At 69.9% G+C, this 17,774-nt stretch carries 6 protein-coding genes; all 6 read left to right on the forward strand.

The window, feature by feature from the left end:
* Positions 1–146 precede the first annotated feature (146 nt).
* The 6 genes from EEB19_RS04135 to EEB19_RS04160 all read left to right on the forward strand — a co-directional run bounded on the left by EEB19_RS04135 (position 147) and on the right by EEB19_RS04160 (position 17,651).
* Positions 147–8,762 carry a non-ribosomal peptide synthetase gene (locus EEB19_RS04135; protein ID WP_187583458.1) on the forward strand — a complete coding sequence of 2,872 codons (8,616 nt, stop codon included), beginning with the start codon at positions 147–149 and terminating at the stop codon, positions 8,760–8,762.
* Positions 8,762–10,585 carry an ABC transporter ATP-binding protein gene (locus EEB19_RS04140; protein ID WP_187583459.1) on the forward strand — a complete coding sequence of 608 codons (1,824 nt, stop codon included), beginning with the start codon at positions 8,762–8,764 and terminating at the stop codon, positions 10,583–10,585. Before EEB19_RS04135 ends, EEB19_RS04140 begins: the two co-directional genes overlap by 1 nt.
* Positions 10,582–12,447 (forward strand): ABC transporter ATP-binding protein, encoded by a 1,866-nt coding sequence (locus EEB19_RS04145; protein WP_187583460.1) that lies wholly within the window; start codon positions 10,582–10,584, stop codon positions 12,445–12,447. The genes EEB19_RS04140 and EEB19_RS04145 overlap by 4 nt, the downstream gene beginning before the upstream one ends.
* Positions 12,444–13,814 (forward strand): lysine N(6)-hydroxylase/L-ornithine N(5)-oxygenase family protein, encoded by a 1,371-nt coding sequence (locus EEB19_RS04150; RefSeq protein ID WP_187583461.1) that lies wholly within the window; start codon positions 12,444–12,446, stop codon positions 13,812–13,814. The genes EEB19_RS04145 and EEB19_RS04150 overlap by 4 nt, the downstream gene beginning before the upstream one ends.
* A gap of 82 nt (positions 13,815–13,896) precedes the next feature.
* Positions 13,897–16,842 carry a DEAD/DEAH box helicase gene (locus tag EEB19_RS04155; RefSeq protein ID WP_187583462.1) on the forward strand — a complete coding sequence of 982 codons (2,946 nt, stop codon included), beginning with the start codon at positions 13,897–13,899 and terminating at the stop codon, positions 16,840–16,842.
* The gene (locus EEB19_RS04160) at positions 16,839–17,651 is read left to right on the forward strand and encodes a hypothetical protein (RefSeq protein WP_187583463.1); all 813 of its coding nucleotides are present in this window, start codon (positions 16,839–16,841) and stop codon (positions 17,649–17,651) included. The genes EEB19_RS04155 and EEB19_RS04160 overlap by 4 nt, the downstream gene beginning before the upstream one ends.
* The last annotated feature ends 123 nt before the right edge of the window (positions 17,652–17,774 follow it).

The following is a 17,774-nucleotide window of genomic DNA, read 5'->3' on the forward strand; positions in this document are numbered from 1 at the left end:
ATGAGTTCGGGATCGTCGCGGGCTGTGCGGCGATCCAGGCTCACCTTTGCCGACACGATGAGGATATGCAACCCTGACTTTTACAAGGTTATGGTTACCTGAGGCGACGGTGCCGGGGTAGCGCGTCCGGGACCGCGAGGAAGTACATGACGTCTGGCCGATTCGACGGGGTCCCCGGGGACTCCCCTGCGAAAACGGCGAACGAGCCGTTCCCACTGACTGCGGCCCAACGAGGGATCTGGTTCGCCCAGCATCTGTTGCCCGAGGTCCCGATCGTCATCGCCGACGTCATCGAGTTCACCGGCGGCCTCGACGTGGATCTTCTCGACGAGGTGTGCCGACGCGGTCTGCACGACGTCGGGAGCGGAATGCTGCGACTCGTCGAGATCGGTGGCGAGCCCCACCAGGTGATCGACCACGGTCAGTCGGACTCGTTCACGCGCGTCGACCTCCGCGATCGCACCGACCCCGTCGCCGCGGCACATGAGTGGATGAGGGCCGACTACACTGCGCCGTTCGACCTGCTGGGTGACCGCCTGATCCGCGGCGCGGTACTGAGACTCGGGGACGACCACTGGTTCTGGTATTCCTGCATCCATCACATCGTGGTCGATGGCTACGGCGCGATCCGGTTCATCAACCGCGCTGCCGAGTTGTACTCGGCGTTGCTGTCCGGCACCGACGACGACGGCTATTCCGCACCCGAACTGACCGAATTGCTCAGTGCGGAGACCGATTACCGTGCGTCGCGGCGCTTCCGGACCGACCGCGACCACTGGGTGACGAAGGCTGCGGATCTCCCCGAGCCCCTCTCGCTGGCCGATGGCTCCGCCATGCCCGACATCGTGCCTCTCCGGACCGGCGGGCCGTTCGGGTCGGACCTCACCGAACGCCTGGCGAGCGCGGCGCAACGGCACGGCAGCATCGAGGCCGCCCTGATCGTCGCCGCCGTCGCCACCTACCTGTCCGTGGCCACCGACACCGAAGACGTCGTTCTCAGTCTCCCCGTCACGGCCCGCACCAACGCGGTGTTGCGCCGATCCGCCGGGATGGTGTCCAATGTCGTGCCCATCCGATTGCGCATCGCACCCGACACGACGATCGGCGACCTGCTCCGCGCTGTGTCCCTGGAACTGACCGGCGCACTTCGGCATCAGCGCTATCGGAGTGAAGATCTCCTGCGCGAACTCGGTGGTCAGGGCGACGGCCCATCACTCGGCGGCCTGTATGGACCGACGATCAACATCATGAACTTCCCGACCGACATCGCCCTGGGCCCGGTCCAGGGACACTTCTCGGTGCTGTCCACCGGGCCGGTGGCGGACCTCACGATCAGCGTCCACCCGGGCGCCGGTGGCGCGATGCAGGTCGATCTGCACGCCAATCATCATCTGTACGACCAACAGACACTCGACGATCACCACCGGCGTCTCGTGCGGGTGCTCGATCAGATCGTCGACGCCGCCGCCGACGACCGCATCGGCGACGTCCACGTCCTCACCGGCACCGAACGCGCAGCGCTCGTCCCCGCGGCCGGACGACCATCGGTCCCGCCGATCTCGCTCGCGGAGCTCATATCGACTGCGGTGGAATCGAATCCGGACGGAGACGCGATCGTCCACAGCGATGGCACACTCACCTACCGGGAGACGTGGGCACAGGCGACGCGACTCGCCCATCGGCTGATCGCCGCGGGCGCCGAACCCGAGAGGTTCGTCGCCGTGGTCGTGCCCCGGTCGCCGCACTCCGTCACAGCGATGTGGGCGGTCGCGGCAACGGGTGCGGCGTTCGTCCCGATCGACCCCGACTACCCCGCCGAGCGCATCTCGTTCATGCTCGACGACAGCGGCGCGCGGGTGGGCGTCACGACAGCGGCACTCCGCGACGGACTTCCCGACGACGTCGACTGGATCGTCATCGACGCAACCGACTACACCGAGGTCGAGAATGCGGCCGACACCACACCCTCCGATCCCACGGGCACCGTGCGTCCGCGCACCCCGATCCGACTCGACCACCCCGCATACCTGATCTACACCTCCGGGTCGACCGGCCGGCCGAAGGGCGTCGTGGTCACGCACCGCGGCATCGCGAATCTCGCCGCCGAACGACGGCTCGGCTATCGCGTCGAGCCCTCATCGCGATTCCTGCACAACACGTCGCCGGGCTTCGACATGGCTGTCGGCGAGCAGATCTCGGCGTTGTCCGCCGGTGCCGGGCTCGTCGTCGCGCCGACCGGTCTGACGCCCGTCGAACTCGCGGGCCTGATCCGCGACAACGGGGTGACACACGCCTTGCTCACCCCGACGGTCCTGGCCACGCTCGACATCGCCGACCTCGACGGGCTCCACATGCTCGGCGTCGGTGGCGAGGCGGTCACCACCGATCTCGTCCGCCGGTGGGCGCCGAGGCGATCGATGCGCAACGGCTACGGTCCCACCGAGGCGACCGACATCGCGACGGTCGCCGAGTTGAGTGCCGACCGTCCGGTCACGATCGGACGCGGCGTGCACGGCTTCGAACTGCTGGTCCTCGATTCCCGACTCCGGCCGGTCCTGCCCGGCATGCGAGGCGAGTTGTATGTCGCCGGTCCCGGCATCGCACGCGGCTATCACCGTCGGCCCGACCTGACCGCCGGCCGGTTCGTGGCGAACCCCTGGCACGCGGGTGGCCGGATGTACCGTACCGGCGATGTCGTCAGCTGGACCGGAAGTGACAGTGCCACCGGCGAACTGCGCTACCACGGCCGGTCGGACAACCAGGTCAAGATCCGCGGCCGGCGGATCGAGCTCGGCGAGATCGAGGCCGTCGTCGGCGGCGCGCCGACCGTCACGCAGAGCGTCGTCGCTGTGCGCGACACCGATCTCGGCGCACGCCTGGTCGCCTACGTCGTCGCCGAAGGCACCGCCGACGTGGCGGCACTCCGACACCACTGCGAGACCCGGCTCCCGACCGGCCTGTCGCCGGACGCCTTCGTCGTCCTCGACGAACTGCCCCGCACCGCGAACGGCAAACTCGATCACACGCGACTCCCGCTCCCGACGTTCTCCGCCGACGTCGCCTACCGTGCGCCGGCCGGGCCGGTGGAGACGACGCTCGCCGGCGTCGTCGGTGAGGTCCTCGGGGCCGCTCGCGTCGGCGCCGACGACTCGTTCTTCGGGCTCGGTGGCGACAGCATCGCCGCGCTGACCCTGGTCTCCCGGGCCCGCGCCGCCGGTCTGCACATCACACCGCGAGATGTGTTCGAACGCAAGACCGTACGCGCACTGGCCGTCGTAGCCACCACGGATGATCGGCCCCGGCTCGCCGAACTCGACGGGGGCGCGGTGGGCTCGCTCCCGACGACGCCGATCATGCGCTGGTTGCTCGAACGGCCCGGCGCGATCGGTCGCTACGCACAGCATCTCGTCCTCGAACTGCCGGACGCCATCACCCGCGACGGCATCGCGTCCACGCTGTCCGCCGTCGTCGACCGGCATGACGCCCTGCGGGCCCGTCTGATCGACGTGGATTCCGCTCCCCGGCTGGACATCCCGGAGGCCGCTCCGCTGGACCCGGACGCGGTGATCACCACCGTCGACATCGGCGAGGAAGATCCGCAGGCAGCAGCCCAGGCCGCACTTGATTCGGCGCTGGACCATCTCGATCCCCGGGCCGGCGCAATGGTGCATGTCGTCTGGCTGCGTCGACCGGCACCCGTGCGCGACCTGGCGATCCTGGTCGTGCACCATCTGGTCATCGACGGTGTCTCCTGGCGAATCCTGGTTCCCGACCTGATCGCCGCGTGGACCGCCGTCGCCGACTGCCGCACACCCGTTCTGCCCGACACCGGGACGTCGCTGCGACGCTGGGCACACGCACTCACCGACCGTGCCGACCTGATCGCCGATGCCGAGAACTCCTACTGGACAGAGCATTTCGTCACAGTTCCAGAGACATCGGAGATGGCACTCGATCCCACTCGCGACGTCATGTCGACCGTGTCGCGGATCGAGGTCGTCCTCGATGCCGACCTGACGCACGCGGCGGTCGACGTCGTGCCGGCCGCCCTGCATGCCAGCGCGGAAGAGGTGCTACTCGGCACACTGATGGTCGCCGTCGCCGATGCGGGGATCCGACATCCGGTGGTGCAGCTCGAAGGCCATGGTCGCGAGGAGGATCTGGTCCCGGGCGCCGACCTGTCGAGGACCGTCGGGTGGTTCACCGCTGCGTACCCGGTCGTTGTCGATCTCGTCGCCGCGCTGTCCACTCCGCCGGGCGAGCGGGTGATCACGGCCGTGAAGATCGTCAAGGAGGCGATCCGTCGGGTTCCCCTGCGCGGCGCGGGATACGGTGTCACACGCCACCTCTCGACCCGCGAGGTCCCGGAGATCGGGGCGGCGGTCGGATTCAACTACCTGGGACGGGTGTCGAGTGCACAACTGCCCGCCGGAGTCGCCGAGATCGGTTGGGTACCCACCGACGCCGTCGGGAGTCTCGACCTCCGACCCGACGGGGACATGCCCGCCGCGGTGCCGCTGGACGTCAACGCCATCGTCATCGGGGCAGCACAGGAGCCCGCGACACTGCGGGCCACCCTCGATCACATCGACCGCCTGATCGCGGCGGACACCGCCGCACGGATCGCGTCCGGGTGGCGGACCGCCCTGAGGGAGGTCGACGCCGCAGTCCGTGCGGGCGCGCACGGATGGACACCGTCGGATGTCGTTCCCGCCCCGGTCGATCAGACCGATCTCGACCTACTGACCCGACGATTCCCGCGACTCTCCGATGTGTGGCCGACCGCGCCGCTGCAGAAGGGCTTCGCCTTCCACTCGGCGTTGACCGCCTCGGCCGGACCGGTGCGGGCCGCCGACCGCAGCGACGTCTACGTCTCGCAGGCCGTGGTGACGCTGGAGGGGCCGGTCGACCCCGAGCGGGTGCGTCGTGCCGCCGACGATGTCGTGGCCCGTCATCCGGCTCTTCGGTCGGCGTTCGTGCCCACGGCGCGAGGCGATCTCGTCGCCGTTGTCGTCGACGATTGCACGCCCGCCTGGCGGCACGTCGATCTGACCGTGACGGCGGGTGATGTCGACGGGGCCACGGCCACCGTCCGCGCCGAGGAGTTGTCCCGTCCGTTCACACTCGACCGCCCCCCACTGCTGCGGTTCGCCCTGGTCGACCGCACCGACGAGCTGCATGACCTGATCGTCACGCTCCATCACATGGTGGTCGACGGCTGGTCGATGCCGCTGCTGCTGCGCGATCTGCTGGCCTGCTACGCGGCCGGTCCGTCGGCGGCGGCCCTGCTCGGTCCCGCCCCGTCCTACCGTGCGTTCCTCGAATGGCTGTCCCGGCAGGATGTCTCGCAGTCGGCGGAGGTCTGGCGACGTGCGTTCGACGACGTCGCACAGCCCACCCTTCTGGCGCCCGAACACGATCCCTCGATCACACCGCCGGCGCCCGGGAGGGTCGTGGTCGACCTCGACACCTCGCTCTGGGACCGGTTGGTCACACGGGCGACCGCGGCGGGAGTCACCCCGAACACCGTCGTCCAGAGCCTCTGGGGACTGTTGCTCGGACGTCTGACGGAGCCCCGCACCGACGATGACGGCACCGATGTCACCTTCGGCGCCACCGTCTCCGGCCGGCCCGCCGACGTCGACGGCGTCGCGGACATCGTCGGACTGTTCATCAACACGCTGCCGGTCCGGGTGCGCGCCCGGCCGGAGGACACCGTCGCGCAGATCTGGCGACGACTCCACGACACCCAGGCGTCGGTGCTCGATCACCAGCACGTGGGTCTGACCGACATCCACCGGGCCGCCGGTGACGGAGCCCGGTTCGACACCCTGGTCGTGTTCGAGTCCTACCCGGTCGACGCCGCCACGATGAGTGCGTCCACCCCGGTCGACGGCGTCCGCGTCGTCGACATCGTGACCGACGAACTCACCCACTATCCGCTGAGCCTCACGGTGACGCTGCAGCCACACCCGCGGGTCACGTTCGGCCACCGACGGGACGCCTTGTCGGAGAACACCGTCCGCGACATCGCGGTGCGCTTCGAGCAGATCCTGCACGCGGTCGTCGACGACCCGACCATCGCCGTCGGATCGATCCCCGTGCTGACGCCGCAGGAGCGAGGCGACCTGGTCCCGCTGCGCGGCGACGACCCCGAACCGCCGCTGACGCTGCGACAGATCATCTGCCGGGCCGTACAGCGCGCGCCTGAGAACATCGCGATCCGTTGGGCGGGAGACTCGTTCACCTACGCTCGAGCCGACCGATGGTCGGCGGCACTCGCCGAGAAACTCCTCGACGCGGGGGCGGGACCCGAGGACTTCGTCGCGATCGCACTGCCGCGCAGCGCGTACTCGGTCCTGTCGACATGGGCCGTCGCCGCGGCGGGTGCGGCGTTCGTACCGATCGACCCCGCGTACCCGGACGACCGGATCTCGTTCATGCTCGGCGACTGCGGAGCGCGCGTCGGCATCACCGATCGCACCACGCGCCCCGGTCTCCCCGATGACGTGGACTGGATCGTCCTCGACGACGGTGTTCTCGACGACCTCGAGCGCGGTCCGGCGGCCGAGGTCCCGGAGGCATCCGACCGTGTCGACCACACCGCGTACATGATCTACACCTCGGGTTCGACCGGTCGGCCCAAGGGCGTGGTCGTCACCCACGACGGCCTCGCCAACCTCGCGACCGAACGGCGCCTGCGGTACCTCGTGGAACCGTCGACCCGATACCTGCACAACAGTTCGCCGAGCTTCGACATGTCGATCGGCGAGCTCCTCGCCGCGCTCTCCGCATCGGCGACCCTGGTCGTCAGTGATCCCGAGCAGGGCCCCGACGCCCTGTCCGCCCTGATCGAACGTGAGCAGGTGACCCACGCCGTCCTGCCACCCGCATTGTTGGCGGTGACCGAACCGGCGGCGCTCGGACGCCTACGGGTGCTGGGCACCGGCGGCGAGGCCGTCGGTCCGGAACTGGTGCAGCGATGGGGGCCGGGCCGTGCGATGCGCAACGGCTACGGGCCCACCGAGGCCACCGACATCGCGACCGTCGCCGTGCTCGATGCGGTTGCGGTGGGCGCCGGCGAACCGGTGACCATCGGACGACCGGTGATCGGATTCGCACTGCTGGTCCTCGATCGGGCATTGCGCCCCGTGGCGCGCGGCGTCGTCGGCGAACTGTACGTCGCCGGGCCCGGACTCGCCCGCGGATACCACGAGCGATTCGGCTTGACGGCCGAGCGGTTCGTCGCCGATCCGTTCGGGGCACCCGGTGACCGCATGTACCGCACCGGCGACCTCGTGTCGGTCTCACACGACGACGAACTCCGGTACCTCGGGCGCGCGGATCGTCAGGTGAAGATCCGCGGCCACCGGATCGAGCTAGGTGAGATCGACGCAGCGCTCATGCGATACCCCGGTGTCCGTCATGCGGTGACCGTCGGGCGGGACGGCCCGCAGTCGTCCGTGCACCTCATCGGATATGTCGTCGCCGATCCGAGCGCGGCGCCCGGACAACCACGCCCGGTGGACATCCTGGCCGCACTGGCGACCTCGCTGCCCCGACACGCGATCCCGTCCGCGATCGTGATCCTCGACCGAATCCCGACGACACCGTCGGGCAAGATCGACGAGCGCGCCCTGCCCGCACCGGATTTCGCCTCCGGACGCCCCTTCGAGCAACCGGCGACGGACTCCGAACGACTCGTCGCAAACGAGTTCGCCACCACGCTCGGCGTGGAGCGGGTCGGTGTCCACGACGACTTCTTCGAGTTGGGCGGCACGTCACTGTCCGCCTTCGCCATGGTCGCCCGGCTGCGCGAGCGGGTCGGTGCCCCGTTCTCGATCGCCGCCGTGCTCGACGATCCCACCCCGCGCGGACTGGCACGTCTGATCGACGACCCCGAACCCGTCGCCCAGGACGCCGCCCTGGGCACCCTCCTGCCGATCCGCGGCACCGGATCGGGCGCACCGCTGTTCTGCATCCACCCCGCGATCGGATTGTCCTGGGGCTACGGCGGTCTCACCCGCCACATCACAGACCGCCCGCTCTACGGTCTCCAGCTGCCGGGTATCACCGGCGACGACCCGGTGACCGACATCCGGTCGATCGACGAGCTGGCCGGACGATACGTCGACGAGATCCGGCGGGTCCAGCCGTCGGGCCCCTACCATCTGCTCGGCTGGTCGATGGGAGGTGTCATCGCCCACGCCATGGCCTCCCGTCTGATCGCCGACGACGACACCGTGGCGTCGCTCACCATGCTCGACAGCGTGTCGCCGACGAGCATCGGGCGCCCGGCTCCGGCAGGTCTGCGGATGGATGACCTCCTCGGCGCGCTGGGTCTGGACCATCAGTCCCTGGACACCGACGCGAGACCGAGTGACCCGGTGTCGGCGGACGCCGTCAACGAAGTGCTCGCGCACATCGAGGATTCCCCCGTCGGCATACACGGCGACACCGTCACCTATCTGATCGATGCTGCCGCACACACCCACGGCCTGTTGATCCGCCACCGCCCGTCCCCCGTCGCGGTGGACCTGCTGTACATCGGTGCGGATCCGGAGGGTGAGCATCACGAGGCCGACGACCACGGCGGTTGGGACGCCCACATCGAGGGCGTGATCGACGCGGACTCGGTCGCCTCGACCCACTGGCAGATGTGCTCGTACGAGGCACTCACGACGATCGGGCCCCGCATCGATGCCCACCTGCGCCGCTCCGACGCCGCCGAACCGTCTGTCGCACAACGAGAGCAACCGTGATGACGGGCGCCGACCACACCGCACCGGAACCCGACCCCGCCACCGGCACCCGCCTCCTCCGTGAGGGACTCCGTATCCACCGCAGGCGCCTGGTCACGGCGACGGCGCTGATGTCGGTCCACCAGCTCTGCGAGGTCGCGGTGCCTGTCCTGATCGGCGTGATCGTCGACCGGGCAATCGCCACAACCGATCTCGGGCAGTTGTCGGCGTGGATCGGGATACTCGCCGCCGTATTCGTCGCATTGACGATCTCCTACCGCCTCGGCGCGCGGGCCGCCATGCAGACCACGCAGGACGAGGCCCACCGACTCCGCATGCGGTGCGCGGAATCGGTCCTGACCCGTGGGTCGCACGATCCTCGTCGCCGGTCCGGAGACGTCCTGTCCATCGCCAACTCCGACGCCGACGAGACCGGCAACATGTTGCGCTTCGTCCCGCAGACCGGTTCGGCCGTCGCGGCGCTGGCCGCGTGTGCGGTCGCATTGCTGTCGGTCGATGTCGTCCTCGGAGTGATCGTGCTGATCGGTGTGCCGCTCGCGCTGTCCCTGGTTCAGATCGTCACGCCGATCGTGACCCGCCGTGTCGGAACACAACAGCATCACATCGGCCGCGCCACCGCCATCGCCACCGACCTGATCGCCGGGCTCCGACCGCTGCGCGGCATCCGTGCCGAAACCGTTGCCGCACGACGATATCGGTCGGTCAACGAGGACGCCCGCACGGCGATGCAGCGGGCGGCGATCGGCCACGGCACGTTCTTCGGCACCGCCACGGGCGTCACCGGTGTCCTCGCCGTCGCGGTGGCGACGCTCACCGGATGGTTCGCCCTCACCGATCGCATCAGCGTCGGCGCCCTCATCGCCGTTCTCGGCCTCGCCCAGTTCCTGACCGAACCGCTCGCCCTCCTCGCGATGTTCCCGGGACGCGTCGCAACCGCGCGTGCGTCCGCCGCGCGGGTGGCGCTGGTTCTCGCCGGCGGCTCGCCCTCTGCCGTTGCGCCCTGGTCTGCCCAGTCCTCCTCCGGTCGGCCCTCGTCCCCACTGCCGCTGCCCGAGGCCGGGTCCGACCTGCGCACCCCACCCGGCCCGGTCATCGACATCGTCGACGAGGTCGGCGACCTCCGGGTCGCCGACGGCGAACTCGTCGTCGTCGCGGCGCCGACCGCGCGGTCGGCGCAACGGGTCATCGATCTGCTCAGCGGAGCGCAGGTGCCCCAGCACGGACGGACCGCCGTGTCGGGTCGGGCGACGCATGATCTCGCGCCCGACGCCCGCCCCGGTGCGTTGCTCGTGGAACCCCATCGCGTCGACCTGTTCACCGGCACCATCGGCGACAATCTGGCCCTCGGGCGGGTGACCATCGATCGAGACGATGCCCTCGATCTCCTGCATGCCATGGGAAGTCAGGACATCGTCGACGGTGCCCTTCCCACCGACCGTGCGCCGGTCACCGGCGACGACATCACCCGACGTCCCGACCCCGATGTGGCGTGGTCGCTGCCGGTCACCGACCGGGGGCAATCCCTGTCCGGCGGTCAGCGACAGCGCCTGGCGTTGAGCCGTGCGCTGCTCACCGATCCGGCCGTCCTCGTCCTCCACGAGCCCACGACCGCGGTCGACTCCGTCACCGAGAGCACGATCGCCCGGGCGGTGCATGCGCGCCGGCACGGCCTTCGCCACGATCGGACGACCGTCGTCGTCACCACGAGTCCCGCCTGGGCGGCGGTCGCCGATCGGGTCGTCGCCACACACGACGTCCCGAGCGGGCCGGGCACGCCGACCGTCGCCGACAGCACCCGCCTCCCGGGGACGGCCGACCGATGACCGGTCCGACGAATCACGCGAGGTCAGCCGAGCCGATCGGTGAGACCGTGATCCTGCCGGTCGCCACCGCCGGCGAGACCGTGCGGCACATCGGCGCCGGGCTTCGCCGACATCCGGTGCGGTCGTCGTCGGTGCTTCTGCTGTGTGTCGTCGCGGCCGTCGCCGGGGTGGTGCCGCTGCTCGCCCTCGGCGTCCTCGTCGACCGGGTCACCGAGCACGCCGCGGTATCGACCCTGATCCCCATCGCCACCGTCGCCGGGGTGGCCGCCCTCGTCGGCGGACTCGCCGCGGGCGCCACCATGCACGCCGTCGCGCACCTCGGCGCCGACCTTCTCGCGGACACGCGGGAGTCGGCCGTGTCGAGTGCTCTGCACATGCGGCGCGATCTCCTCGAGGATGCCGGCCGCGGCGACCTGCTGTCGCGCGTGAGCAACGACGTGACCGCCGTCAACCGGGCGGTCACCACGGTGTTGCCGACCGTCGTCACCGCCGTCGCGCTGGCAGCGGTCACCCTGGTGGCGATGCTCGGCCTCGACTGGCGACTCGGACTCGCCGGCGCGCTGGCCGTTCCGTTCTACGTCGTCGCCCTGCGGTGGTACCTCCCTCGATCCGGTCCCGTCTACGCCGCCGAACGCCGCGCCGCCGCCGACCGCTCCCATGCGCTCGTGGAGACGATCGGTGGACGTGACACGGTCCACGCCTACGCCGCCGAGTCGTGGGCCCTCGAGGAGGTGGACCGCACGTCCGGGCGCACCCGTGATCTCGCGATGGCGGCGTTCACCCTCTTCACCCGGCTCGTCGGTCGAGTCAACCGGGCCGAGTTCGCCGGTCTGGCAGCGATACTCGTGGTCGGGTACTGGGCGGTGTCGTCCGGGGCGACGACCGTCGGCGCGACCACGGCAGCAGCGCTGATGTTCCACCGGCTCTTCAATCCGATCGGCATGATCCTCTACAGCGCCGCCGATCTACAGCTCGCCGCCGCCGGTCTCGCCCGTCTCATCGGCGTCACTCAGGCCGACGGAGGGCCGGCACACCGGACCTCCACCGCGGACGCGGACACTCCTGCCGATCTCACACTCGACGACGTCGCCTTCTCCTACCGCGCCGGGCGCCCGGTGCTGCGCGGGGTCGATCTCCACGTCCCGGCGGGACGCAGTCTGGCGCTGGTGGGCGCGAGCGGCGCCGGCAAATCGACGGTCGCCGGCATCGTCGGCGGCACGCTCGTCCCCGACGCCGGACGTGTGGTCGTCGGCGGCGACCACGCCGTCTACACCGTCAGCCAGGAAGTGCACGTCTTCGCCGGGCCGCTGATCGACGACCTACGCCTGGCCGCCCCCGAGGCCTCCGCAGCGGAGGTCGAAAAGGCGTTGGGCCGGGTTGGTGCCTCCGACTGGGTACACGCGCTACCGGACGGGGTCGACACAGGTGTCGGGGACGGCGGCCACCAGCTGACCGACGCCCAGGCGCAGCAGGTCGCGCTGGCCCGGCTCCTTCTCGCCGATCCACAGGTCGTCGTCCTCGACGAGGCGACCGCGGAAGCGGGCAGCCATCACGCCGCCGAACTCGAGGAGGCCGCCGAGGTCGCCATCGCCGGCCGCACCGCCGTGATCATCGCCCACCGCCTCAGCCAGATCCGTTCCGCCGACGCGGTCGCGGTCCTCGAGGCGGGAACCGTCATCGAGTACGGAACCCCCGACGAGCTCATCGCCGCCGGCGGACATCTGTCCCGGCTGTGGACGGCGTGGGCGGGTCCATCAGCGTCCGACGGGGAGTCCGCTCGTGGCGCCGTGCCCCACACCCACCGTCTACCTCCCCACCGCCAGCCTCCTCCCCCCGACGACCATCCCGAGGATCACCGATGAACGACTCAGCCCACACCCACCAGCAGCCGCCGACCCTGCGCGGCGCATCCGGAGAAGGTCCCGGCCCGGTCGATGTCCTCGGCGTCGGATTCGGTCCGTCGAACCTCGGACTCGCGATCGCGGCGGCCGAGCACAACGCCGCGCACACCGGTCCGCCGCTGACCCTCCGATTCGCCGAACGGCAGAACCGATTCGGCTGGCACACGGGAATGTTGTTGCCGCGCACCACCATGCAGATCTCGTTCCTCAAGGATCTGGTTACCCAGCGCAACGTGCACAGCCGCTACTCGTTCCTCAGCTACCTGGCCGCGCAGGGACGTCTGATCGACTTCGTGAACCACCAGACCTTCTTTCCCACCCGACACGAGTTCCACGATTATCTGGAGTGGGCGGCTCGCACCGTCGACGCCGACGTCACCTATGCGACGACGGCCACCGGCGTGCGCCCGGTCGACGACCATTTCGAGGTCACGCTGGCCGGAGCCGGCGCCGGTGTCGTCCGGGCACGCAACGTCGTCGTGTCCACCGGTCTCAGCGCGCGCCTGCCCGAGTACGTCACACCGTCGGCGCGGGTATTCCACAACCACGACCTCCTCGGTCGCCTCGCCGAGCTCCCCACGCCCCGCCACGGCCGGTTCGTCGTTCTCGGTGCCGGTCAGAGCGCGGCGGAGACGGTGGAGTACCTCCATTCCACGTATCCGGGCGCCGAGGTCCACGCCGTGTTCGCCAAGTACGGCTACAGCCCGGCCGACGACAGCCCCTACGCCAACCGCATCTTCGATCCGAGTGCCGTCGACGACTTCCATTCGTCGACGCCCGACTTCCGACGCCGGCTGATGTCCTACCATCGCGCCACCAACTACTCGGCGGTCGACCTGCCCCTGATCGAGGAGCTCTATGCCCGCGAGTACGCCGAACGGGTGTCGGGTGAGCGTCGACTATTCATGCACGGCGCGTCGCGCGCGCTCCGGGTCGACGACCGCGGCGACGGCGTCGTGGTGACGGTGGCGCACGAGCCCACCGGCCTCACCGAGGACCTGCTCTGCGACGGCGTCGTGTGCGCCACCGGCTTCCACCAGATGGACCTGGGCACAGTCCTCGGTGACCTGGCCGCCGACGTCGTCGCCGAGGACGGCGGCCCGGCGGTGACCCGCGATTACCGACTGGTCACCCGGGCCGCCACCGAGGGCTCGATCTTCCTGCAGGGCGGCACCGAACACACGCACGGCATCTCGTCGTCACTACTGTCGAACGTGGCCGTCCGGACCGGCGAGATCGTCCGCGCCATCGCACGAGATCGAGACTCATCCGGCGGGGCGCCGGCCGTGCGCGCGGCCGCGCACGGCACCGAGGCCCTCGGCGGCTGACGCACACCCGCGCAGGCGTCCGGCCCCTGCCCGGCCGGTCGGTTCTGTCCCATGCCGACGCTAGTGTGGTGGACGATTCTCGATGCCAGCCGACGCAGCACGACAGATGTCGTCCGAACCCGCCCCCACCCTGCCGATCCATGCCCTCTGGCGGCCGGGGGTCGGCCTGGCACTCTGGTGGGCACGGCCGGACGCAGGACCCGATGACCTCCCCCCGGAGATCGCCGCCCAGCTGTCCCGGCGCCGCTCACGCCGCGAGATCACGCTGATCGGAGCGGCGGGACGTCGAGAGTTCCTCAGCACCTTCACGCTGGGCATCGGTTCGACCGTCGCCCTCCTGGATCTCACCCGCCCGCATGCGACCAGCGGTGAGATCGCCTGGTATCGGTACCTCCTCGACGGGGTCCGGCGCCACATCGCAGCGGGCGGAGTCGCTCCCGGGGTGACCGAGATCGACGGCGAGCCCATGCTGCGCTGGCTCCCGGTCCCCACTCCGTCGTGGCGCAGCTGGATGGCGGTCGTGTCCACCACCGCCCCCGGCGTGGTCACCGACAACGGCGGTTCCGACTCGATCGCGGATCTCGTCGGCGAGCTCCTCGACCACGAGTGCCGCGGCCGGATCACCGCGAGCGGACCGATCGTCGCCGACGATCACGCAGGCGGTCGCATCATCCGCGCGCTCGCCGCCGACCCGCCGGAGACCACCGAGGCACAACGTGCCCGGCTGCGCCATGCCGCCGGCACCTGGATGCAGTGGAATTCGGCTGCCCCTCATGACGACTCGATGGTCGTCCTCCGACTGCACGAACCCGACGAGGAGGACGGCCCCGACACCACCGGCGCGTGGCGCCCGCATACCGTTCCCCAGGAACCGCTGTGGCGCCTGCAGGTCTGTCGGCGACATGCCGACGGTCGCATCATCGGCGTCGAACCGCACCGCCTCGACCAGCACGAACTCGAGCGTGTCACCAACGGGCTGGCGACTGCGGTTCGCGCTTTCCCGGAGTTGTCGGGCGCCGAACCCGATCGGCACTCACTCGATTTCCTGCTCACCACACCGATGGTCGAGAGGTTGTTCGTCGACGGCGCGGCTGCGCTCACCGAGGCCGGGTGCCCGGTCCTGCTGCCGCGGACCGTCGCCGAGGTCCGCCCGACGCTCGGCCTCCGCGCCCGACCGGTCGCCACCAGCACCGGTCGTGCCGCACAGATCGGGGCCACCGAGATCGACGAGTTCGAGTGGCGCCTCGCGCTCGGCGACGATCCGGCGGCGATGACGCTGTCCGACGCCGATCTGGCCGACCTGGCCAGGCGGCAGGGCGACCTGGTGAGAATCCGTGGCATCTGGGTCCGTGCCGAGGGAGCCGCACTCACCCGCGCCGCCGCATTCATCGTCGGTCAACGGGCGCAGGCGAACTCGGATCAGCCGGCCGACATGGGCGAACTGTTCAACCTCATCGTCGACACCGTCCCGGTTCCGGTGACGTCGATCGAGGGCCTGTCGTGGCTGGACGACATCGCCACCGGTGGTCGTCTTCGGCCTGCACCGATCACCACACCGGAGTCGCTGCACGCCGAACTGCGGCCGTATCAGCAGCGCGGACTGGAATGGCTCGCGTATCTGTCGGAGCATCAGATCGGCGGGGTCCTCGCCGACGACATGGGGCTGGGCAAGACCGTGCAGATCATCGCCCTGCTCTGCCACGAGATGGCCGTCGCCGCCCCGGCGCGCCCGGGTGCGCCGACTCTCATCGTCTGTCCGATGTCGGTGGTCGGGAACTGGGAACGCGAGATCGCGCGGTTTGCACCGCATCTGCGCGTCATCGTGCATCACGGCACATCCCGTGCCGGCCGTGCCACCATCGGCGAGGTGCTCTCCGGAGCCGATGTGGTCCTGACGACATTCGCGATCGCCACCCGGGACCGCGACCTCCTCGGCGCCCGACAGTGGCGACGTGTCGTCATCGACGAGGCTCAGCACCTGAAGAATGTCGCCACCAAGGCGGCGAAGGCGGTCCGATCGTTGCCCGCCGATCACCGCATCGCCCTGACCGGCACCCCCGTCGAGAATCGACTCGAGGATCTACGCGCGGTGATCGACCTGGTGAATCCGGGTCTGCTCGGATCGGCCTCCCGATTCCGCGCCCGATTCGCCGAGCCCATCGAACGGGACCGCGACGAGGCGACGATCCGTCGGCTCACCGCGCTCACCCGGCCGTTCATCCTGCGCCGCGAGAAGACGGACCCGACGATCATCTCCGATCTGCCGGAGAAGACCGACATCACCGTCCGCGCCAACCTGACGCTCGAGCAGGCCGCACTCTATCGCGCGGTGATCGACGAGCTCATGGAGGCCCTCCGCAGCAAACAGCAGCGCACGATCCGTCGCCGCAACATCCTCGCGGCGTTGACGCGACTCAAGCAGGTATGCAATCACCCTGCCCACTATCTGGCGGACGCGTCGGACATGTTGCGGCGCAACCGCCATCGCTCCGGCAAGGTCGAGCTGCTCGTCGACATCCTGACGACCGCGGCAGCCGAAGGAGACCGCGCACTGGTGTTCACGCAGTTCGCCGCGTTCGGACAGCTGCTGTCGGAGTGGCTGTCCCCCGTACTCGGCGAGCCCGTGCCCGTTCTGCACGGCGGGGTCAACCGGACCGACCGCGATGCGATGGTGGCCCGATTCCAGGCCGGCGGCGGGCCTCCGGCCATGATCGCGACCCTCAAGGCCGGTGGAACCGGTCTCAATCTGACCGCAGCCAATCATGTTCTGCACGTGGACCGGTGGTGGAATCCGGCCGTCGAGGACCAGGCCACTGACCGTGCCTATCGCATCGGCCAGCACCAGCGCGTGCAGGTCCACCGGTTCCTGTGCGTCGGGACGTTGGAGGAGCGCATCGACGAGATGATCGCCGCGAAACGTGAACTCTCCCGGCTCACCGTCAGTGCCGGTGAGAACTGGATGTCCGACCTCGGTGATGACGAGCTGTTCGATCTGTTCCGGCTGCGCGACGAGGCGGTCAGCGAATGAGTCCGCGCGGCAGCGGCCGGAGCCGCGCGCGGGCGTCGGCGACCCGTGGCTATGGCGTGTCCCGCTGGGGCCGGGCATTTGTCGATGTCGTCGAGGGCGCTCACACCGGCGATGTCGATCGCCGCCGGATCACGCAGGCCCGACGGTACTTTCGCGATCACCATGCCGAACGCGTGCGGATCATCGAGGGGCGGGTGACCGCGTCGGTGCGGGGCAGTCAGCTCGATCCGTTCGAGGTGACGCTGACCTCGCGACCGGTCGACGCCGAGACCGTCGTGTCGCTGCTCCGTCAGCGCGAGGCGACGGGCGATCTCATGACACTGGCCCGCGGCGAACAGCCCACTGTGCTGGGCGAGCTGATCATGCCGACCGAGTCGGCGGACATCGTGGCGGACTGCACGTGCCCGGACGAGTCCCCCCGCTGTATCCACGCCCTGTGTATCGCCTACGAGGTTGCCGCCGAGATCGACCGCAGCGCAGCGACGTTGCTGACGGTGATGGGCACCGACGTCGCCGCACTCCTGGGCGCCGCCTCCGGCCGTCCCCCCGCCGGGGACGGCGACGGTCACGGCGATAAGGATGACGACGACGCCGTGTCGTCGGCGATGCCGTCGGTGGACTTCTACGGGACGAACGCGGTGCTCCCGCCGCTTCCCACGCCCGCGCGCACCAACCCGATCATGGACCTGGATCCCGACGCGCTTCGCAAAGCCCTACGCGCCTCCGGGGTGCCGCCGGCCGAGATCGGCGAGACCCTCGACCTGCTCGACGATCTCTACGAACGTCTCCGCAACCCGTCGATCTCGTAGGACACCGTCACCTCGCCGACCGGGCGCAGAATCTCGCCGATCGTGCCCTGGATTTCGCCGATCGTGCCCACCGCCGAACACACACGCGGACCTGGCATGGCCTCCCAACCCTCACTCGCCGAC

Source organism: Gordonia sp. OPL2 (genome assembly GCF_003797825.1).
Taxonomy (GTDB): domain Bacteria; phylum Actinomycetota; class Actinomycetes; order Mycobacteriales; family Mycobacteriaceae; genus Gordonia.